The 22,464-nt window shown below is 33.5% G+C and carries 19 protein-coding genes and 1 pseudogene; 1 reads left to right on the plus strand and 19 read right to left on the minus strand.

Going from position 1 to position 22,464, the window contains the following annotated elements; genetic code table 11:
• From JVV30_RS00075 to hflX, 5 genes and pseudogenes are all read right to left on the minus strand, one after another.
• Nucleotides 1-576 (minus strand): annotated as a pseudogene (locus JVV30_RS00075) (minor capsid protein); the annotation flags it as partial.
• Between the two features lie 123 nt (nucleotides 577-699).
• Nucleotides 700-2,040: a type I glutamate--ammonia ligase gene (gene glnA, locus JVV30_RS00080; protein WP_070855558.1), complete on the minus strand. Its 1,341-nt coding sequence runs from the start codon at nucleotides 2,038-2,040 to the stop codon at nucleotides 700-702.
• Nucleotides 2,041-2,060: 20 nt separating this feature from the next.
• Nucleotides 2,061-2,426, minus strand: coding sequence for a MerR family transcriptional regulator (locus JVV30_RS00085; protein WP_053029363.1), 366 nt, complete (start codon nucleotides 2,424-2,426; stop codon nucleotides 2,061-2,063).
• 386 nt (nucleotides 2,427-2,812) lie between these two features.
• A complete protein-coding gene (locus tag JVV30_RS00090; RefSeq protein WP_204192891.1) occupies nucleotides 2,813-4,051 on the minus strand; it encodes a methionine gamma-lyase family protein in 1,239 nt (412 codons plus the stop codon).
• Nucleotides 4,052-4,067: 16 nt separating this feature from the next.
• The gene (hflX, locus tag JVV30_RS00095; protein ID WP_371106765.1) at nucleotides 4,068-5,297 is read right to left on the minus strand and encodes a GTPase HflX; all 1,230 of its coding nucleotides are present in this window, start codon (nucleotides 5,295-5,297) and stop codon (nucleotides 4,068-4,070) included.
• Between the two features lie 121 nt (nucleotides 5,298-5,418).
• Between hflX and JVV30_RS00100 the strand changes: the two genes are divergently transcribed.
• Nucleotides 5,419-5,895 carry a glutathione peroxidase gene (locus tag JVV30_RS00100; protein ID WP_070855556.1) on the plus strand — a complete coding sequence of 159 codons (477 nt, stop codon included), beginning with the start codon at nucleotides 5,419-5,421 and terminating at the stop codon, nucleotides 5,893-5,895.
• 186 nt (nucleotides 5,896-6,081) lie between these two features.
• On the opposite strand, the gene hfq is transcribed toward JVV30_RS00100, so the two are convergent.
• From hfq to JVV30_RS00170, 14 genes are all read right to left on the minus strand, one after another.
• Nucleotides 6,082-6,324, minus strand: coding sequence for an RNA chaperone Hfq (hfq, locus tag JVV30_RS00105; RefSeq protein ID WP_053029359.1), 243 nt, complete (start codon nucleotides 6,322-6,324; stop codon nucleotides 6,082-6,084).
• Entirely contained in the window at nucleotides 6,278-7,276 is a 999-nt protein-coding gene (miaA, locus tag JVV30_RS00110) for a tRNA (adenosine(37)-N6)-dimethylallyltransferase MiaA (RefSeq protein ID WP_070855555.1), read from the minus strand. Before miaA ends, hfq begins: the two co-directional genes overlap by 47 nt.
• A gap of 15 nt (nucleotides 7,277-7,291) precedes the next feature.
• Nucleotides 7,292-8,215 carry an alpha/beta fold hydrolase gene (locus tag JVV30_RS00115; protein WP_204192893.1) on the minus strand — a complete coding sequence of 308 codons (924 nt, stop codon included), beginning with the start codon at nucleotides 8,213-8,215 and terminating at the stop codon, nucleotides 7,292-7,294.
• A 456-nt stretch (nucleotides 8,216-8,671) separates the two neighbouring features.
• Nucleotides 8,672-10,345, minus strand: a complete 1,674-nt coding sequence (locus JVV30_RS00120; RefSeq protein ID WP_053029356.1) for a glycerol-3-phosphate dehydrogenase/oxidase — start codon at nucleotides 10,343-10,345, stop codon at nucleotides 8,672-8,674.
• Between the two features lie 152 nt (nucleotides 10,346-10,497).
• Nucleotides 10,498-11,997: a glycerol kinase GlpK gene (glpK, locus tag JVV30_RS00125; RefSeq protein ID WP_053029355.1), complete on the minus strand. Its 1,500-nt coding sequence runs from the start codon at nucleotides 11,995-11,997 to the stop codon at nucleotides 10,498-10,500.
• A gap of 117 nt (nucleotides 11,998-12,114) precedes the next feature.
• Nucleotides 12,115-12,933 carry an MIP/aquaporin family protein gene (locus tag JVV30_RS00130; RefSeq protein ID WP_053029354.1) on the minus strand — a complete coding sequence of 273 codons (819 nt, stop codon included), beginning with the start codon at nucleotides 12,931-12,933 and terminating at the stop codon, nucleotides 12,115-12,117.
• Between the two features lie 228 nt (nucleotides 12,934-13,161).
• Nucleotides 13,162-13,695 (minus strand): glycerol-3-phosphate responsive antiterminator, encoded by a 534-nt coding sequence (locus JVV30_RS00135; protein WP_053029353.1) that lies wholly within the window; start codon nucleotides 13,693-13,695, stop codon nucleotides 13,162-13,164.
• Between the two features lie 14 nt (nucleotides 13,696-13,709).
• Complete coding sequence (gene mutL, locus JVV30_RS00140; protein ID WP_070855553.1) at nucleotides 13,710-15,743, minus strand: DNA mismatch repair endonuclease MutL; 2,034 nt, start codon at nucleotides 15,741-15,743, stop codon at nucleotides 13,710-13,712.
• A 12-nt stretch (nucleotides 15,744-15,755) separates the two neighbouring features.
• Nucleotides 15,756-18,404 (minus strand): DNA mismatch repair protein MutS, encoded by a 2,649-nt coding sequence (mutS, locus tag JVV30_RS00145; RefSeq protein ID WP_070855552.1) that lies wholly within the window; start codon nucleotides 18,402-18,404, stop codon nucleotides 15,756-15,758.
• A 258-nt stretch (nucleotides 18,405-18,662) separates the two neighbouring features.
• A complete protein-coding gene (gene thiW / locus JVV30_RS00150) occupies nucleotides 18,663-19,154 on the minus strand; it encodes an energy coupling factor transporter S component ThiW (protein WP_053029350.1) in 492 nt (163 codons plus the stop codon).
• A 21-nt stretch (nucleotides 19,155-19,175) separates the two neighbouring features.
• A complete protein-coding gene (locus JVV30_RS00155) occupies nucleotides 19,176-19,541 on the minus strand; it encodes a YlbF/YmcA family competence regulator (protein ID WP_070855551.1) in 366 nt (121 codons plus the stop codon).
• Nucleotides 19,542-21,086, minus strand: coding sequence for a tRNA (N6-isopentenyl adenosine(37)-C2)-methylthiotransferase MiaB (gene miaB, locus JVV30_RS00160; RefSeq protein WP_070855550.1), 1,545 nt, complete (start codon nucleotides 21,084-21,086; stop codon nucleotides 19,542-19,544). It abuts the gene before it with no gap.
• 314 nt (nucleotides 21,087-21,400) lie between these two features.
• Nucleotides 21,401-21,697, minus strand: a complete 297-nt coding sequence (locus JVV30_RS00165) for a thiamine-binding protein (RefSeq protein WP_053029347.1) — start codon at nucleotides 21,695-21,697, stop codon at nucleotides 21,401-21,403.
• Nucleotides 21,698-21,742: 45 nt separating this feature from the next.
• Nucleotides 21,743-22,369: a poly-gamma-glutamate hydrolase family protein gene (locus tag JVV30_RS00170; RefSeq protein WP_070855549.1), complete on the minus strand. Its 627-nt coding sequence runs from the start codon at nucleotides 22,367-22,369 to the stop codon at nucleotides 21,743-21,745.
• Nucleotides 22,370-22,464 lie beyond the last annotated feature (95 nt).

Consider the following 22,464-nt stretch of genomic DNA (forward strand, 5'->3'; position numbering starts at 1 on the left):
CAGGAGTCTGGACTTGACTGATTTTTACAATGTCTATTTTGTTTTTCTAGATTAATTTCTACTTTTATTTTACCACTACGTATTATATCAAGCTTTTTTTGCTTTCCTTGTAATTTTTCTTTTCTATTACATTATCCTGTATCCGATATTTATCTTTACGTTCAGTATAGAATTTATCCCGCCAGTTTCCCACATGCGGTACTGTAGTACTTCCACACCAAGGGTGCATAGTGGAGCATTTATGCCAGGTATCATATCTTTAACTTTAAATACTTTGCCATTTAAAGAGTGGCATATTTTAGATGTTTTTTTGTCTATTTTGGCCACATATTTATATTCGCCATCTTCACCTAATTCTTTTAGATAAGTTAGCTTCTGTGATTCAGCCTGAACACGTGCTGATTCAGTAACTAATAATCTACCAGCATTATAAGTAGTGGAATTGGTTTGCTTTTTAAACTCAGATACATACTCATTAGGATGTCTCCCTCTAAGTAATACATTGCTCGTCGTTTTTTCCACTTCTTTTTGAACTAAAGCCATATCTTGCCATAATCTAGTTGTCCAGTAGTTGCCATTTTAGTATAAGAGAATACTATTTTATCTATTAGTTGCCCACTTTTTATACAAAAAAAGAAGCTAAGGCAAAATGCCTTAACTCCTTATACCACTAAGTCTTTCCCCGATTTGCTTAGCGAATTAATATTGTTTCATGTATTGATCGCGTTCCCATTCAGACACTTGAGTACGGTAATAATCCCATTCAATTGATTTAGAGTTTATAAATTGATTGTAAATGTGATTACCTAACGCTTGTTTAACTGTGTCATTTTCACGCATAGCTTTTAAAGCAGTGTAAAGTGTTGAAGGTAAGTCTTGGATACCTACAGCTTCACGTTCTTCACGGTTCATTTCATAAATATTTTGGTTAACTGGTTCTGGAACTTTAGTTTTGTTCTTAATACCATCTAAACCAGCTTGTAGGATTGTTGCTAATGCCATGTAAGGGTTAGCAGCTGGGTCTACTGAACGTACTTCAATACGAGTTGATAAGCCTCTTGAAGATGGCACACGTACTAATGGTGAACGGTTTTTACCACTCCAAGCGATATAACAAGGTGCTTCGTAACCAGGAACTAAACGTTTATAAGAGTTTACTAATGGGTTACACACAGCTGTAAATCCACGTGCATTATTTAAGATACCTGCAGTAAAGTGATAAGCATCTTCAGTTAATTGCATTTCACCATTTGGATCGTAGAATGCATTTTCTTTACCTTTAAATAATGATACGTTGAAGTGCATTCCGCTTCCGTTAACACCGAATAATGGTTTTGGCATGAATGTTGCATGTAAATTATGCTTACGTGCGATTGTTTTAACAACTAATTTAAATGTTTGGATATTATCACAAGCAGTAATCGCATCTGCATATTTAAAGTCAATTTCATGTTGTCCTGGCGCAACTTCGTGGTGACTTGCTTCGATATCGAATCCCATATCTTCAAGTTCTAATACGATGTCACGACGGCAATTTTCACCTAAGTCTGTTGGTGCTAAATCGAAGTAACCACCATTATCATTTAGTTCTAATGTTGGTTCACCTTTTTCGTCTAATTTAAATAAGAAGAATTCAGGTTCAGGCCCTAAGTTGAAATCTGTATAGCCCATATCTTCCATTTCTTTTAACACACGTTTTAAGTTGTTACGTGGGTCACCAGCAAATGGTTCACCATCAGTCGTATATACATCACAAATTAAACGAGCTACTTTACCTTGACCAGCAGTCCAAGGGAAGATAACCCAAGTATCTAAATCTGGGCATAAATACATGTCAGATTCTTCGATACGTACGAAACCTTCGATTGATGAACCATCAAACATCATTTCGTTATCTAATACTTTTTCTAATTGGCTAACTGGTACTTCAACGTTTTTGATTGTACCTAAGATATCTGTAAATTGTAATCTTAAGTATCTAACGTTTTCTTCTTTTGCAAACTTACGAATATCGTCTTTACTAAATGTACGTTTAGGCATGGTAGAAATCCTCCAAAAATTTATTTAATAAACCGTGATAAATCGCCACGATTTATTGGCAAAGCTTCACCGTGTGGTTTCTGCGTTGCGTCAACAATCATTCTTTTTCTAATCTCTTGTTCATCTGATGTAAGATGCCCTTGATTATTAGTTATGATTTGCTTAATCCCTTTAAGGTTAAATCCTTTCTCAATCAAAGATTTAATTTCAAGAAGACGTTCTAAATCATTTAACGAAAATAATCGCTTGTTTCCTTCTGTACGCTCGGGCATGACAAGTTCATGTGTTTCATAGTAGCGGATTTGTCTTGCAGTGAGTTCTGTTAATTTACAAACAACACTCATAGAGAACACGGCCATATTACGTCTGATTTTATCGTTAGACATTCATAACCTCACCTCTACTTTTGAACTTGATATTAATTTAGCATAGTTTTAATCGTATTACAAAAATATGTTAGGTTTTCTTACATGAAAATTTTAAAACTAAATTTAATATTAATTTCAAGCTCTTTTCAATAGGTAATATAGACTCATTTATATAATATTTTTTAAAAAAAGAGGCTGTGACATAAATAATATAATGGTGCTACTTCGCAAATTCGCAGTAGCTGACTGAACTGAGAAGGCGCTTTAATCAAGCTTTTCTCAGTTCTAGTTATCCTTGCGGGCGGTGCCCCAACAAAGAGAATTTCATTAAGAAATTCCACAAGTAAAGCAAGATGGGAGCGGACGACGAATGTAAAAAATTCTGTACCACTCCCATTAAGCATCTATATTAAGTTTTGTTCCTTCAAATTAGTAACTGCACGAGTAACAGCTAGTTTAACATGTTCATAAGTTAATCCACCTTGAACATATGCTTCATATGGCGGTCTTATCGGTCCATCTGCTGACAATTCAATTGAAGACCCTTGAACAAAAGTACCAGCAGCCATAATTACATCATCTTCATAACCCGGCATATAGCTTGGTTCCGGGCTGAAATGTGCATTGATTGGTGAAGCGTGTTGTATACTTTGGCAAAATGCTATCATTTGTTCTTTCGTATCAAATTGTACGGTCTGTATTAAATCCGTACGTTTGACATTATATTTAGGAACTGTTTGCATATTCATTTTTTCTAATAATAAGCTCGTAAACAATGCACCTTTCAAGCTTTGACTAACTACATGTGGTGCTAAGAAGAAGCCTTGATACATCTCTTGTAACGAATACAATGATGCACCTGCTTCTTTACCAATTCCTGGCGCTGTTAATCGATAGCCACAACGTTCGATTAAATCTTTACGTCCTGCGATATAACCACCTATCTTAGCTAAACCGCCACCTGGATTCTTAATTAATGAACCTGCTATCAAGTCTGCACCAACTTCAATAGGTTCACGTTCTTCGACAAATTCTCCGTAACAATTATCCACAAAGATTATAATATTTGGGTATCGTGCTTTAATAGCTTGAATTGCTGTCTCAATTTCTTTGATAGCGATGGAAGGTCTTTGGTCATAGCCTTTGGAACGTTGAATGGCTACTACTTTTGTCTTTTCTGAAATTGCTTCAAGTGTGGACTGAATATCTATTTGCCCTTCTTTTAAAGGTACTTCATTATATTCAATTCCATGTTCTTTTAAACTTTCAATACCATTACCATTTACACCAATCACTTCAAGTAACGTATCGTATGGACTTCCAGTAATATATAATAGTTCATCGCCGAATTTAAGTGTACTTTGCAGCGCTAAAGTAATCGCATGTGTGCCTGAAATTATTTGTGGGCGTACAATCGCATCTTCAGCTTTAAATGTATGGGCATAGATATCTTCAAGATGATCCCGACCAAAATCATCATATCCATAGCCTGTACTCCCTACTAAATCACTTTCTGTAGCTTTAACGTAATGAAAGGCATTTAAAACTTTTTCTTGATTTAAATATGCAATTTCTTCTATTTGTTTAAAATATGGTGATAACGTTTCCTCTACGTCTTTAACCAATGATGAAATATCTGACATTCTTACATACTTCCTTTTATTGTTTTTTATATCCAGTAATCACATAATCCTCATTTTTAGGATCAAAATTCATTTCTTCAATTAGCGTATGCTGCTTCAAGAAATAAAGTCTATCTGCATTTGTACTAGGAACCTTCTCTTCATAATATGACAATGCGGCTTTCACTTGCGCGATTAAAAACGCCTTAACCTTTGATTTATCCCCTTCAACTCGACTAGAGACAAAAATGGATGGTGATGCAGATACTGGACTATCATCACTGTCACTACATTGATCTTTCTTATTAAATATAACTGCTTGAGGTATGTGACTCATATCTAAATCATTAATTAATTGATTAACTGTATCATATTGAGAACGGTACTCTGAATGACTCGCATCTACGACATGTAATAATAAATCCGCACCTTTTGCTTCTTCTAACGTAGATTTAAAGGCAGCGATTAATGTCGTTGGTAATTTTTGAATAAATCCAACAGTATCTGAAATAATTAAATTAAATCCTTCATTAATTTGAATTTGACGTGTTTTAGGATCTAACGTCGCAAAGAGTAAATCTTTCTCAAATGTTTCTTCACCTGACAATACATTAAACCACGATGACTTACCTGCATTCGTATAACCAACGAGCGCAATTTGAAAGACTTGATTTTGTTCGCGTTTATTACGGTAACGTTCCCTATGTTCCACTACAGTTTGTAATTGATGTTTAATTTCATTCATACGTGTACGAATGTGACGTCTATCCATTTCTAATTTCGTCTCACCAGGACCTCGTGTACCTATGCCACCACCAAGTCGTGATAAGCTTTTACCATGCCCTTGAAGTCTTGGTAATAAATAATCTAATTGCGCTAACTCTACTTGCAATTTACCTTCACGACTACTTGCTCTCAATGCAAAAATTTCTAAAATCAACTGTGTTCTATCGATAATTTTTATGCCCAAATTATCATTTAATGTTTTTGATTGTGCGGTAGTTAACTCATCATTGGTCACTACGACATCTATATCATGGAACTCAATAAAAGCTTTTAATTCGTCAATTTTACCTTTACCAACGTAATACTTATGATCGACTTGTTCTCTATTTTGAGTGACCTGTCCTTTAACATCAAGCTGACAAGTTAATGATAAAGCTTTTAATTCTTCCATTGTTGAATCGAAATTAAATTCATTATCATTTTGAGCATGTACACCGACTAATACAGCAGTTTCCAACTTTTTCTTTGTCGCGTGTGTCATACGCTGTGTCACGTTATACATCTCCTTCTAATGTGTTTCTCAAATATTCTATCACAGTGTCTATTCAAAGACTATCTACTAAAATTATGTTACATTATTCTTATATCGAAAGGGTGATACTATGGAAAATATATATGACTTTGTGGTACAAAAATCTAATGGTGAAGATTATAAATTAGAAGAATACAAAGGCAAAGTAATGCTAATTGTTAACACTGCAAGTGAATGTGGTTTCACGCCACAATTTGAGGGTTTACAAGCATTGTATGAGAAATATAAAGACCAGGGTTTTGTTATTTTAGGTTTTCCATGTAATCAATTTGGTGGGCAAGAACCTGGTTCAGGTGCTGAAGCTAACCAAAATTGTAAAATTAACTATGGCGTAACATTCCCAATCCATGAAAAAGTAGACGTTAAAGGGGAAAATCAACATCCTTTATTCCGCTTCTTAACTGATGCAGCTAAAGGTATGTTAAGCGAAAAAATTAAATGGAACTTCACAAAATTTTTAGTTGATCGTGAAGGAAACGTCGTGAGTCGTTTCTCTCCTCAAAAGAAACCAGTTCAAATTGAAAAAGATATCGAAAAATTATTATAGATTAACATTTAATTAAACTACGATAAAAAGCTACATTATANNCTCTATAATGTAGCTTTTTATATTACAAACATTCCTCTATTTGTCAAAAGTGCTAAAATATGATGAGTTTATTACAAGTCACACTGTCATTAAGACCGTTGTCTACGCTCTTAAGAACTTGCAACGTTGCACTTTAATTACAACTTATTCTTCACTATTTACTGGTTCATTAGAATCTGTAACTTCAGTTTCCACAGTAAATGTGCTGATCGCATGTTTGTATATCAAATGTTGTTTACCTTGAGAAACTAAGCTGACAACATATTTGTCAAAGTCTTCAATAACACCTTTCATTTGAAAGCCGTTTAAAAAGAAAACTGTAACTTCTGTTTGTTGTGCTTTAAAGTTCTCTAGTGCTTGATCTTGGATGTTGTGGTTTGCAATCATGTTTAGAACTCCTTTTATTTATTTGGGTTGTAATCTCATCTAACATCATTTGAAGTGTCATTGTCTCTCTATCAAACCATTGAACATGTAATTTATTCTTGAACCATGTCAATTGTCGCTTAGCATATTGTCTTGAATGTTGTTTTAATGTTTCAACTGCTTGGTCTATTGATAACTCACCATTTACAACAGGTACCAGCTCTTTATATCCAATTGCTTGCATACTTTGAGTAGATTCATAACCCTGTTCTACTAGGTTCTTCACTTCATTAAATAATCCGTGGCCCAACATAATATCTACACGTTTATTTATTCTTGAATATAATGTTTTGCGCGACATTTCAATCCCTATTAATAATGTATCATAATTTTCTGTAAATTGTTGCACTTTCTTGCGAGAACTTATAAGTTTTTTTGTATTTAAGTAATATTCAATCGCTCTATACACCCTTTTTCTATTATTGGGATGTATATCTTGTGCTGATTGTGGATCAAATGTCGCCAAATAATCATGCACTTCTTGATTAGTCAATGGTTCTAATGCTTGCAATTTAGACTTGGTTTGCACTTCAACTTCTTTTGAAACGGACTCATCTTCGAATGGATAATCATAAATTAATGATTGAATATATAATCCCGTACCTCCAGCTATAATAGGAACCTTGCCCCTAGCAGTTATATCTTTAATCAAACTTTGTGCTTGTTGTTTGAAATCATACGCTGAAAATGAGTCATCTGGATTTAAAATATCAATCATATAATGGGGGATGCCATCCATTTCTTCATTCGTCACCTTAGCTGTACCGATATCCATTTGTTTATATACTTGCATAGAATCCCCACTAATGATTTCACCATTGATGCGTTTTGCTAATTCAATACTCAATTCTGTCTTACCAGACGCGGTTGGTCCGACTATAACCACTAAAAATGGTTTATTGACGTCGTTCAATCGTTATCCCTCACTTCAATTTTTCTTTATTACTTGTTTCTGAATCCAGTCAAACATATGCGTCCATATCATTTCCTTATCATCTTCAAATAAAATTTCATGTCTTCTATTCGCATAAAGTTGAACTGTTATATGATTGATGTCTGCACGTTTGAATTTTTTTCCCAACTTCCGTATACCTTTACCATAGTCACCAAATGGATCCTCCTTACCAGAGATAAGTAGTATTGGTAACTGAGCGTTCATTTTTTTGAGTTGCTTATTATTAGCCGTACTTATCATATGTTTCACTGTTTGATAGATTAATTGGTTAGATACTAAGAAACCCGTATAATCATCGTTAACAAATTTGTTAATTTCATCACGCTTAGAGGATAGCCAATCACTCTTTGTTTCAGGTTGATCTATTTTCTTATTAAATGATTTATAAACAAATTGATTCATCCACTCTAATCGGTTACGCTTTCCACAAATAAGTGTGATTAATTTTAACGAAATTATAGCTGGAATTCCTTTGTATTTAGGATATTGACCAGTACCTGTAAGTATTAAGCCTTGTGCAACATCTGGATATTTCTCTACGAACAAACGAGCAATAATTGAACCCATTGAATGTCCTAAAATGATATATGGAATATTGCTATCTGAACTATGGAGTGTTTGAGCTATTTCATAAGCATCTTGGGCTATGGTATGCATGTCATTGTAATGACCTCTTTCACTTTCATCTATATCGATACCGTGACCTCGATGATTGTGTCGTATCACATCGTATCCTTGATGCGTTAATGCCTGCACAAGTGATTCGTAACGATCCATATGCTCAGCCATTCCGTGAAAGATATGAACGACACCAAATGTTGCTATCTTCGCTTTATCTACTTTAACTTCTATCATAGTGCCGTCTTCAACGGTAATTTTGAATGATTGTTGACTCACGCATATGCCTCCTTGCAAAATTAATTACTTAACCTTAATGTCCTATATTCCTTTAAATATACCTGTCATTCTTAATGTTATCAAATTGTTAGACTCATTTTAACAACTTCAATTGCATCTTTATAGGAGCAAGTCTGAATTCATCTTGAAATCGTTGTCCTCCCCATCTTATTTTGCCTGTAAAATCACTCTATATTAGTGACATTTTCCAGTGAAATTCTCTTAAGTGAGATGTCTCCGCCAATAATCTTACTTTTAAAACACTAAAGCGGGAGTAGAACAGAATTTTTTAAAATCGTTGTCCTACCCCCGCAAGGATGACTTGAACTGAGAAACCTTAATTTAAGTACGCGCTCAGTTCAGTCAGTTACTAAATATTCATATTTTTAATGACTTTGATGTTTCATTTAATACACGCATATATGTGTTAAATTCTTAAAACATCTATTTTAAATTTTATTTTAGAACCGCAAGTTGTTCATTGCCGTGTGTTGCTTCTTCAATCGCAATATTAATTTCTTTAGTAAATTCATTGCGTTGACTTTGAGTATAATTCAGTAATTTAGCAAGCTCTTCAACGACTGCATCTTTATATTGTTTTACTTGGTTAATATTGAAATACAATTTACCTGTTCTACGAATTAAGAAATCTGTTGGTTTATAAACCATTTCATTTTGAACGCTATATACTAATTCAACGTACATTTCTAGTGGTAAATTTAGTGTTTTGTCTTGTGCTATTTGTGCAATGTTAAATAATTTATCAACGTTAGAACCATATTTAGAAGCTAAACGTTCAGCAACATCAGCTTGAAGACCAATTGCCTTACCTTCTTCAACTTTACGTGCTACGTAATTTTCAAAGTTTGCACTTCCGCCTACATCACCACCAGAAATCGGTGTATGTTTCGTTTTACAATCATCAAATGTTAATTTGTATTCTTGTTTTAAACGTTTTGCTAATAAATCGACAATTTCTAAAGCCATGTGACGGTAACCTGTTAATTTACCACCAGCAATTGTTAAAAGACCTGATTTACCTTCCCAAATTTCATCTTTACGTGAAATTTCAGAAGGATCTTTTCCATCTTCTAATATTAACGGTCTAACTCCGGCCCAAGTTGATTCGATATCTTCATCTTTTACATTTACGTCTGGGAACATATAGTTAATTGCATCAATAAGATAGTCTCTATCTTCTTGTGTTGTTAATGGTTTTGTTTTGTCATTATCATAGAACGTGTCGGTTGTTCCGACATACGCTTTACCTTCACGTGGAATGGCAAAAATCATTCGTCCATCTTTTTCAGTATCGAAATAAACCGCTTGTCTTAACGGGAATTTAGATTGATCAATGACAACATGAACACCTTTAGTTAAACGTAATTGTTTATTGTTACGCGTGTAATCTTTTTTACGAACTTCATCTACCCAAGGGCCTGCAGCGTTAATGACTTTTTTAGCATTGATTTGGTACATTTCACCAGTTAATAAATCTTGAACTTCAATACCTCTCACTTTAGATTTTGCATCATAAATGAAATCGGTTGATTTCGTATGATTTAAAACTTCTGCACCATTTTCTTCGGCACGTTTCATAACTTCAATTGTTAAACGCGCATCATCAGTACGGTATTCAACATAATAACCGCCACCTTTTAAACCATCTTTTTTCACTAATGGTTCTTTGTTTAATGTTTGTTTTTTACTCAACATTTTTTTACGTTCGTATTTTTTTACACCGGCTAAGCGATCATATGCTGTTAAACCTAAGTTTGTTGTGAATTTACCGAAAGTACCACCTTTGTGCATTGGTAGTAACATCCATTCTGGTGTCGTTACGTGTGGACCATTTTCATAAACAATCGCACGTTCTTTACCAGTTTCAGCTACAACTTTGATTTGTGCTTGTTTTAAATATCTTAATCCACCATGAACTAATTTAGTAGAACGTGAACTTGTACCTTGAGCAAAATCTTGCATTTCTACTAATGCTACTTTCATACCACGTTGAGACGCATCTAACGCAATCCCTGCACCTGTGATACCGCCTCCGATGATTACGACATCATATTCTTCATTTTGTAAATTTTTCTTAATTACTTCTCTATTTAAAGTTGATAAAGCCATAAATATACCCCTCCGACATTTTATTTTTGTGAAAAAAGAGAGACCTATCCATACAGAATCAAACTATATGAAACAGGTCTCTCAAATCTCGACTAATTTATTAACTTAATTTAATCATATCACACTTCAATAAACTAAGCCATGTTTAGAGATTAATCTTCTAATTTAAAGACCTGAGTAGCTTCAACTGCTTTTTTCCAACCTTTATATAACTTAGTTCTGTCTTCTTCAGACATCTGTGGTGTAAATTCTGTTTCTAATTGCCATCTATTTGCGATTTCATCTTTACTATCCCAGAAACCAACTGCTAACCCCGCTAAATAAGCAGCGCCTAATGCTGTAGTTTCTTGAATTTCTGGGCGCTCTACTGCAGTATTAACAATATCTGCTTGGAATTGCATGATAAAGTTATTTTTAACTGCACCGCCATCAACACGTAAATTGTTCACTTCAATTTTAGAATCTTTAGACATCGCTTCCATAACATCACGTGTTTGATAACATAATGATTCTAATGTTGCTCGAATGAAGTGTTCTTTTTCAGTACCACGGCTCAAACCGAAGATGGCACCTCTTGCTTCTGAATCCCAGTAAGGCGTACCTAATCCAACGAATGCTGGTACGAAATAAACATTATCAGTAGAATCAACGCGAGTCGCATAGTTCTCAGATTGAGGCGCTGAATTTATAATTCTTAAACCATCACGTAACCATTGGATTGCTGATCCTGAAACAAAGATAGAGCCTTCAAGTGCATAATTAACTTTACCATCTAAACCATACGCAATAGTAGTTAATAATCCACTTTCAGATTTAACTGGTTCTTCGCCAGTATTCATTAACATAAAGCCACCAGTACCATACGTGTTTTTCACATCTCCACGTTCGAAACATGCTTGTCCAAATAGTGCAGCTTGTTGGTCACCAGCGATACCTGAAATCGGTACTTTTTGGCCAAAGAAATGATAGTCTCTTGTATGTGCGTAAATTTCACTAGATGGTTTAACTTCTGGTAACAATTGTTTAGGTACACTTAATAATTCAAGAAGTTCTTCATCCCATTTTAAATCATAAATATTATACATTAGTGTACGACTTGCATTTGAATAGTCTGTAATATGTGCTTCTCCACCAGACAATTTCCACACGAGCCAAGTATCAATTGTACCAAATAATAAGTCGCCATTTTCCGCTTTTTCTCTAGCGCCATCAACGTTATCAAGAATCCATTTCACCTTCGTTCCAGCAAAGTATGGGTCTAATAATAAACCTGTTTTATTACGGAACGTTTCTTCATGTCCTTGCTCTTTTAATTCATGACAGATTGCTTGTGTTTGACGAGATTGCCATACAATTGCATGATAGATTGGACGTCCTGTATTTTTATCCCAAATAACTGTCGTTTCACGTTGGTTTGTAATACCAATACCCTCAACTTGATCAGCGTTAATTTCATTTTCATTTAACACTTCTGCCATAACTGCTAATACTGAAGTCCAAATTTCATTAGCGTCGTGTTCTACCCAACCTGATTTAGGGAAGTATTGTTTGAATTCTCTTTGTGCAACACCTTTGATGTCGCCTTCTTTATCAAATAAGATAGCTCTTGAACTTGTTGTTCCTTGGTCTATCGACATGATGTATTTTTCCATAAATTTTCTCCCTTTCTGCTATATGAATAAACAATTGTTAAAGAATTTAAATATTAAGGAAGTGTACTATAGTTATAGCACTTTTCCAAAAAAATAATCATAAATGTAAGATATTAATTAATAAATTGATTCAATATCATTTGATTTATTAGCTTTATTCAGTGCCAAACCAAGCACTAATGTAACGATAACTAGTAAAATACCAACTGCACAAATCAAATCAAATTGTCCTTTGTAGAAGACTTTATAAATAACTGCTCCTAACATGCCTCCTGCAATAGGCCCCAATACAGGTACTATAGCATAGCCCCAGTTAGAACCACCTTTACCAGCTATTGGTAGCATTGCATGTGCAATTCTTGGTCCTAAATCACGTGCAGGATTGATGGCATATCCAGTAGGACCACCTAAACTTAGCCCAATTGCAACGATTAAGGCACCAACGATAAGCGGATTTAATCCATCGGCAATTTTATTAACACCAATAAATAAAATACCTAAGCAAAGAATCGCTGTACCAATAATTTCACTCAAAAAGTTTGCAAAATAGTTCTTAATTGCTGGCGCTGTAGAAAATACACCTAACTTCGCACCTTTATCTTCTGTTGCTTTCCAATGTGGTAAATACATTAACCAAACGAGCACACCACCTACAATACCTCCAAGCATTTGACAGATTATGTAACCTGGTACTTGCGCCCAACTAAAACCGCCGTCCATCGCTAAAGCAATAGTCACCGCTGGATTTAAATGTGCTCCTGAAAATTTTCCAACTGCGTAAACACCCATTGATACAGCTAGTCCCCAACCTGCTGCAATAACGATCCAGTCAGAGTCCTGACCAGCGCTTCGCTTCAAATTAACGTTAGCACAAACGCCACCACCGAAAAGAATTAGAATAGCAGTACCTAAAAATTCTGCTAAATAAACATTCATGATGAATCCTCCTATAAGACAAAAAGATTCCTACAAAAGCGCTAATAAAGGCATTGCAGAAATCTCTTCGTCTCTTAATCTTAATATTAACTTGTTTAAATCATACAGAAAGTTTGTAAGCGTTGTCAATACTTTCGTTGAAATTTTGTCACATTTAAGTAATCCTAAAAATTGATTGTTCTCATTTTTATAAAATTAAGAAGGAAGTTGGATTGATGGCGGTACGAATTACCATAATGCACGGTTACTGGTTGTAACGTAGCTCGCACCGCTATTAAGTGCCTGAGTTATTTCGCTTTCTTCATTAATCAAACCACCAGCAATGACTTTTGAAGCAGTTTCTTCATCAATGATTTTAACAACTTTATGCGCTATACCAGGTAATACTTCTACATAATCAGGCTCAACTTTCTTAATTAAGTTAATACTTCTACTTAAGGCTTGACTATCTATAATAAACACCCTGAAAATCGTTAACTTATTTAACGATTTAGCTTTTTGAATTACTTTAGATTTGGTAGAAACGATTCCTTTAGGACTATATGTTTGAATGATATATTCACAAGCATATTCATCGACAGCCATACCCTTAATTAAATCGATATGAATATAGGCTTCAATTTGATTCGCCTTTAACAGCGCCATAACACTTTTCAAATGACCAATATGCATATCTAATAGCACACATATTTTATAATCTGTTTTTATTAATTTCTCTAAGTCTTTCATATTCCGTATCGCAGGTAAAACGTATTCTTTCATAAGCATTTTCCTCTCTACATGACGCGTTTAAATAGTTTTTCTAGTTCATAATTCGAGAAGTTGATGATAATAGGTCTGCCGTGCGGACATGTGAATGGGTCTTCCGCTTCACGTAATTGATCAATCAAATCCGCCATCTCATTATTTTTTAAATAATGATTTGCCTTAATTGATTTCTTACAACTCATCATAATCGCAGCATCTTCACGCATTTTTTTTACACTTATTTTTTTATCATTTAATACCAATTCAACCATATCTTGAATAATTTCTTCCGCTTCCGCTTTTGGGAACCAAACAGGGTAACTATTCACGATATAATCATGACCGCCAAAGTGCTCTAAATGAACGCCTACTTTGTCTAATTCTTCCTGATATTGGTCTATAATCATTTGTTCATCTTTTGAAAAGTGAAAGGTTAATGGTATCAACAAATCTTGGACTTCATTCGTCACTTCGCCAATTTTTTCTCTAAAATATTCATATTTAATACGTTCTTGAGCAGCATGCTGATCAATCATAAACATGCCGTTTTCATTTTGCGCAATAATATATGTACCATGTACCTGGCCGACAACTTCCATATATGGAACACGTCGCGATGGTGTGTTACTTACCTTTCCTTTAATATCATTGCTATCTTGTGGTTGATATAGTGCTTGTAGATCTTTTGGCGCTATTTCATCACTCATATTGGCTTCTGATGCGCCTTTTGTTGCGTAATTTATATCCTGATTATCTGGGTTAGTCGTATCACTATCCATTTCATTCAAAATTTCTTTTTGAATTTGGAAGTAATCTTTGTCATCGGCGCGTTTATTATTGTGAACGATGCTTTTCGTACTTTCATTTATGCTATCTTTATTATCTGGACCATCGTACTCATAATTTGCTTCATTTAAGTTATCGTCATTAAAATCACTAGATGTCTTATAGGTTGGAGTCGCAGTCTCTTGATTCAATTTCTGTTGACGTCTCTCAAAGTCTATTTTTTGCTGTTCAAATTGATTTAATACTTTATTTTTTTTAGGTCTTCTATCCAAATTATTTTGCGGAATTAAAATTCTATCCTTGAAAGCCTCTCGAATTTTCTCAACAATTAATTGATATAATTGTTCTTCTTTTGATAATCTGACTTCTAATTTCGTTGGATGAACATTCACATCTACAAGTATTGGATCCATTTCGATATTTAAGTAACAAATCGGATAACGTCCAATTGTAAGTAGTGTATGATACCCTTCAATAATTGCCTTATTGAGTACAAAGTTTTTAATATATCTGCCATTAATAAATATTGAAATATAATGCTTATTACTTCTTGAGTGCTCTGGTTTAGCTACGAAACCTTCTAAGTGATAATCACTCGTATCACCTTGAATATGTACTAAATCTTTTGCAACTTTTATACCATAGATTTCAGCCATAACTTCATTTGTTTTACCGGAACCGTTAGTTTTCAACAATGTTTTTCCATCTGATATTAAAGAAATACGTATATCGGGATGACTCATTGCCATACGATTGACGATATCTGTAATTTTGCCTAACTCTGTATATAAACTTTTTATATATTTTAGGCGAGCTGGTGTATTGTAGAATAGTGATGCTACTGTGATGTCGGTACCTTTTTTAGCTTTAGCTGGTTTACGACTTAAAATTTCGCCATTTTCGGCATAGATTTCATGACCATTCTCACTATCTGTACACGTCTTAAGCGTAACTTTAGCTACTGAAGATATACTTGCTAATGCCTCACCACGAAAACCTAATGTTCTAATGTGAAATAAATCATCATCTGCATCTAACTTACTTGTTGCATGTCTATGAAATACTAAATCTAAGTCATCTTGTTCAATACCAGTACCATTATCTACGACTCTGATAGAAGAAATGCCTGATTGTTCTACTTCAATATTAATTTCAGTAGATTGTGCATCGATTGCATTTTCTAACAATTCTTTCACAACTGAGCTTGGACGCTCTACTACTTCACCAGCTGCTATTTTATTCGCAAGAGACGTTTGTAGTTCCTTAATTTTGCCCATTTTCCAACACCTCTATCTCAATTGATTTTGTAATTCACTTAGTTTAAGTAATGCTTCAATCGGTGTCATATTTGATATATTAAGTTTTTTAATCTCTTCTTCGATTTCACTTACTGTTGGTTCTGAATCGAATAGATTAAATGATGCTTGTTCAAATTCATTGCTTGTTGCATGATTGTCAGTTTGTACTTTTTTATCGCTATCTTTTTTATTTTGTGTAGCGTTAATATCGTGGCTATCGACTGACACCGATTCCTTAAGCACTGAATTACTAGTTTCTTCATAATCATTGGCGTTTTGATGTTGTTCGAAAGCATCTAAAATAACTTGCGCACGATTAATCACTTCATCTGGTAGGTTAGCCAGTTTAGCTACTTGAATACCATAACTATCATCAACAGCCCCATCTTTTACTTTATGTAAGAAGATTAACTCTCCTTGATATTCATCAGCGGCAACATGTACATTTTTAAGGCTTGGTAGTGCTTGATCTAATGTAGTTAATTCATGATAATGCGTTGAGAATAACGTTTTTGCGTGAGACGTTTGAGCAACATACTCAATCATGGCTTGGGCTAAAGCTAAGCCATCATACGTCGAAGTACCTCTACCAATTTCATCGAAAATGATTAAACTATTTTCAGTCGCATATGTTAATGCTTTTTGTGCTTCTAACATCTCTACCATAAATGTACTTTTCCCTGATACTAAATCATCTGCAGCACCAATTCGAGTAAAGATTTGATCAAATATTGGCAATGTTGCCTTATCACATGGAACATATGCCCCCATTTGAGCCATAATACTGATGATTGCAACCTGTCTCATGTAAGTTGACTTACCTGACATATTAGGACCAGTGATAAGATAAATAAAGTTGTCTTTGTCTAATTCACAATCATTAGGAACGTAGTCATTATAGTCCATTACACGTTCAACCACAGGGTGACGTGAGTTTTCTAATTTTAATGTTTTATTATCACTAAATTCAGGTCTAACATAGTTGTATTTTTGTGCAATTTCAGCAAAACTTTGCAAGCAATCAAGTTCAGAAATAATTTTAGCCTGCTTTTGAAGTCTTTCCGTATAAGTTTTAATATGTTCTCTTAAACGAACAAAAAGTTGATACTCAAGTTCTACTGCTTTATCTTCAGCACCTAAAATAATATCTTCTTTTTCTTTTAACTCATCTGTTATAAAACGCTCAGCATTTGATAAAGTTTGCTTACGGTGATAACCATATTCATTCGGTTCAAATCCTTGTAAGTTTGCTCGTGTAATTTCTATAAAATATCCAAATACTTTGTTGTAGCTAATTTTAAGTGATTTAATTCCTGTTCGCTCTCGTTCTTTAGCTTGTAACTGTGCCAACCAATCTTTACCATTTTTAGAGGCCTCTAAGAATTCATCTAATTGTTTACTAAAGCCATGTTTAAACAAGCCACCATCTTTAATGGAAATAGGTGGTTCTTCAATTAAACTGTCTTCTAATACCTGTAATAAATCTTCTAATGGTTCAAGAGAACTAAATTGGTTTGTTGCAACGTCATTCATACTTTCGAGAAGTGCTTTAATATTAGGAATCTCAGAAATTGAATGTTTAAGTTGAATTAAATCACGTGCATTGACGTTACCATAACTTACGCGACCAACTAATCGTTCTATATCATAAACTTGATTTAAATAACCTCGTAACGTATCTCTTTCAATGAAGTGATTCATGAATGATTCAACTATATTTAGTCTCTCTTCTACTCTTTCTTTATTAATTAAAGGTCTGTCTATCCATTGCTTAAGTCGACGCGCCCCCATTGGTGTTTTCGTTTCATCCATTAACCATAAAAGCGTGCCTTTTTTAGATTTTAATCTTATACTTTCAGTTAATTCTAAATTTCTTTTAGCGTAGTAATCCATCTTCATGAAATCAACTGCAGCATATGTGATTGCACTCTCTAAATGAGATAGATCTCTCTTTTGTGTATGATATACATAGTCGAGTAATAATTGAGTAGCTTGATACGTATGATGATCAGTTAGTTGATTAACCTCATATGAAGCATCCGAAATTGTTTCTCTAACAGTTATTGTTTCTGTTGTTAAATAGATTTGTTTTTTAAGGCTTTCATCAATTTCTTGATTAACAACGATTTCGTTAGGATTTATCGTTACAATTTCATTTATTAAAGTATCTTCATCTTCAATTTGAGTAGCTTTTAATTCACCAGTTGAAATATCACAATAACTTAAGGCATAGTTACTATCTTGTTTAATAAAACTTAAAATATAGTTATTTTGGTTCTCATCCATACCACCTTGTTCCATTACTGTTCCAGGTGTTACTACTCTAACTACTTCTCGTTTTACCATACCTTTCGTTTGCTTAGGATCTTCCATTTGTTCACATATTGCTACTTTGTAGCCATTATTTATTAACGTTTCAATATAGCTATTCGCAGAGTGATAAGGTACGCCACACATAGGAATTGGGTTTTCTTTTTTAGCATCTCTTTTAGTCAATGTAATTTCTAATACTCTAGACGCTTCTTTTGCATCCTCAAAAAACATTTCATAAAAATCGCCTAATCTAAAGAATAATAAACAATCTTGGTATCGCGATTTAATTTTCAAATATTGTTGCATCATCGGTGTCGTATTCGACATATTTTCACAACCTTACTATATTTTTCCGAATTATAACGTACTTTTAACTTATATATTTTAACATATGAAATGTTACAACGCTCGTGAGTTCATTTAATTTAACTTTATATAATATTGCAAAATTTATTTATCACAATGATCAATAAAAAAAGATTATCATAACAAAATTAAGAATATAGACATTTTTTATACGTCTGCCTCTTTCTTTTGAAAATGATAATCTCAAATTAATTAAAACAACTCTTCATTCACAAAGTATTATTTTTTAAACTTATCCAGTAATCCTCGTTTTTTCAACATAAAAAGTAAGAAATAACTAATCGCAGCACCTATAAAACTTGAAATAATAAACGCTATCATTAATGGTTTAACAAAGAAATCTTGCATGCCTAAGAACCATGCCATTGGAATACATAACAAACTTCCTATTATACCAGTACCAATTACTTCACCAACAGCAGCCATAAAAATATGTTTCCTGTACATATAAAACACACTGGCTAAAAGTACACCAATCATACTTCCTGGAAATGCGAAAAAGCTACCAGTGCCAAATAAATTTCTTAAGATCGATGAGATGAGTGCTTGAGCTAAACCATACCATGGTCCCACAAATACTGCACATAATACATTGATAAAATGTTGCACAGGTGCTGCTTTTATAGGTCCCAATGGAATGATAATAAAACTACTTAACACAACGTTAGTGGCAATCAACAATGCTGTAAGTGTTAGTTTTCTATTGTTCATAGTGCTTATCCCTTTCTTATATTATTCCTTATGTTCATCTTCATTATGTTCGTTTAAACGATCTTCCATAGTACTTATCATCAGTTGTAATAAATCATTCGCTTCATATTGTGCAGAGCGAAATTCCTCAACTATTGGTAATTCATTAATTTCATGTTCTAAAGCTTCAATCTCATCTTCTGATTGTTGATAGGCATGTTGTTTACCGTAATTTTGAAAATTAACTGACTGCTTTTGTTGTTTTTTTAAACGGTTCATTTTATTTTCAATATTACGATTGTCATGAATTTGTTTTTCTATATTTTGATATGATTTTATAAGGTCTAAATCTTTAATTTTATTTGTGAGTTGATCGGCTTGTTTTAAAATTTCATCTTTGCTATACATTTAATTAGTCACCATTGGCGCACTATGAAATTCTTTGAATGTACCATTTAATGAATATTGTTTTGTTTCATCAATTTCAACGTCTACTAATTTTCCGATTGCCTCACGTGGACCTTTAAAGTTTACTAATTTATTCTTCTCAGTATAACCGGCTAGAACCGTATCATCTTTCTTACTAACACCTTCACATAAGACAGTTACTGTGTGCCCTTCATATTGATTCATCGCTTTTTCAGAATAATGACCTACTTTTTTATTTAAACGTTGCAAGCGCTCTTTTTTCACATCTTCAGGTACATTATCTTTCATTTTAGCAGCTGGCGTACCATCTCTTTGAGAATATAGGTACGTATATGCATGTTCAAATTGGACCTCATCATATAATGATAGTGTTTCTTGGAATTGTTCTTCGGTTTCGTTAGGATATCCAACAATTATATCTGTCGTTAATGCGACATTCGGAATGGCATTTTTAATTCTATGTACCAAATCTAAATAACTTTCTCTCGTATATTTACGTCCCATAATTTTTAATACAGCATTATTTCCAGATTGCACAGGTAGATGGATATGTGGCACTATATTTCCACCTTGAGCTATAACTTCAATCATTCTATCCGTAAAGTCCCATGGATGACTTGTAGTAAAACGTACTCTTGGGATATCAATTTTAGAAATATCTTCTAATAAATCTCCTAATCCATAATCTAGATCCTTAATATCTTTACCATATGAATTCACATTCTGACCAAGCAAAGTGATTTCTTTATAACCATCTCGTGCTAAACCACGAACTTCGTCAATGATATCTTCTGGTCTACGACTACGTTCTTTTCCTCTAGTAAATGGCACAATGCAATATGTACAGAATTTATCACAACCATACATAATATTAACCCATGCTTTCGTACTGCCTTCACGAACTTTTGGTAGGTTTTCAATAATGTCGCCTTCTTTAGACCAAACTTCTACAACCATTGCTTTAGAAAGATATGCTTCTTCTAATATTTCTGGTAATTTATGGATATTGTGTGTACCAAAAATCATATCTACATTTTGATATGACTTAAGTATCTTATTTACGACTGACTCTTCTTGAGACATGCATCCACAAACACCGATTAATGCTTCAGGTCTATTCTTTTTTAAATGTTTTAGGTTACCAATTTCACTAAAAACTTTATTCTCAGCATTTTCACGAATTGCACAAGTATTAATCAAAATAACATCCGCTTCATTTATATCATCTGTAGCTGTATAGTCTAAAGCTTGTAAAATCCCAGCCATTACTTCTGTATCGTGTGCATTCATTTGACAACCATATGTTTTAATTAAGAATGTACGCCCTTTTCCCATTCCTTGGTATTTGTCTTCTATATGAAAATCGCGATTATAATTAATATCTTGTTTACCTCGTTTACGTGCTTCTTTTAAACTAGGTGGTTGATAAATTTTTTCGAAGTATTTACTATAATCTTTTTCTACTTTCTTATCGCGCTCATTTAAGATATTTATCGTACCAGCTTTTCTTTGTTCTTCATTCACTTTAAAAAATTCCTTTCTATATGCCCTAATATCATTAGTTCATTATATTAAAATTAATTATAAAGTGCAAAAAGAGTTAAAATAGTTAATAAATTTGTCATTTTAAAAAGGAGTGAGTCAGAATTCTTTTAAAATTCATCGTCCACTCCTAGTTTGCTTTGCTTGTAGTATTCTTAATGATGCTCTACTTGTTGGGGCCCTTGACTAGAACTGAGAAAAGCTTGATTAAAGCGCCTTCTCAGTTCAGTTAGCTACTGCGAATTTACAAAATAACATCATTATATTATTTATGTCCTAGCCCCTTCAAAAGCCATTTATTCACTATCATATTTTCCTGTTAACGTTTCAATTGTGATACCAGCTGGTACATGATAAAACTTAACTTGACTAATAATACTTGGACATTCTAATTCAACCATTCGTTCATGTAATTTCTGAATTAGGATTAAACATTCACTCATATCGCCTTGAACTGTGGTTTCAAGAGGACCCACTCTAAAATGTAGACCAGAATCATTTATGATTTTGATAGCCTCATCTACATACGGTATAACGTCTTCGTTGTTAGGCGTTTTTGGAACGATTTGAATACTCATTAATGTATCTTGCATTAATAATCACCTCAGTCTATTCTATTACTTTAATTCTACCACGCATTAATTAAAATTGCCTTCAGTAATTGCTATATTAATTGCTTTACTAAAATCAAACATCTTATCGTCCCAATTCGATTCGTCCAACCTACTTTTACGGTTGCTCTTATTATTTTTGAATAAAGATTTTCTCAAACTAGACGTTAACTCTATTTGCACACCTACACCATTTTTTGTACAATTCACGATATTATTATCTTGAGTACCAGACATATGACTAGGTGCTTCTTTTACTTCTATACCAATTTGACTTAATTCTTCAACAATACGCTCTTTTAAAAGATTATCTTTACCACCGATATAAGCGATTTCATCTTCACCAAGACATCCATGAATTGTGATTGCACGTTCACTTGTTTTTACTAAATCCATAGCAATGTCATTATCATAATTAATAGATGTTACGTGCAACTCATTGTTTCCTTTTGTTCGCATACCATTAAATGCAAAATAATTAAATTGTCCATCATTAGCAATAACACGCGCAAGTTCAGTAGTAGCAGGTTCTATTCCACCGCCATGTATCGCTAGAATTGTTATTTCGCTATCTCTATTATCAGTGACAATTTCCCAATCTTCATTCTCAATCGTTTCACTTTGCAATTCTCTCATAGACTGATATTTATCCATTTTGAAACCTCACTTAAGTAAATTATTATTACTTTTCTTTTCCCTTCATTTTATTCCTAAAAAGTATTTATCTAAAATTTAATAATGATTACTTA

Source organism: Staphylococcus sp. GDY8P47P, assembly GCF_016892225.1.
GTDB lineage: Bacteria > Bacillota > Bacilli > Staphylococcales > Staphylococcaceae > Staphylococcus > Staphylococcus borealis.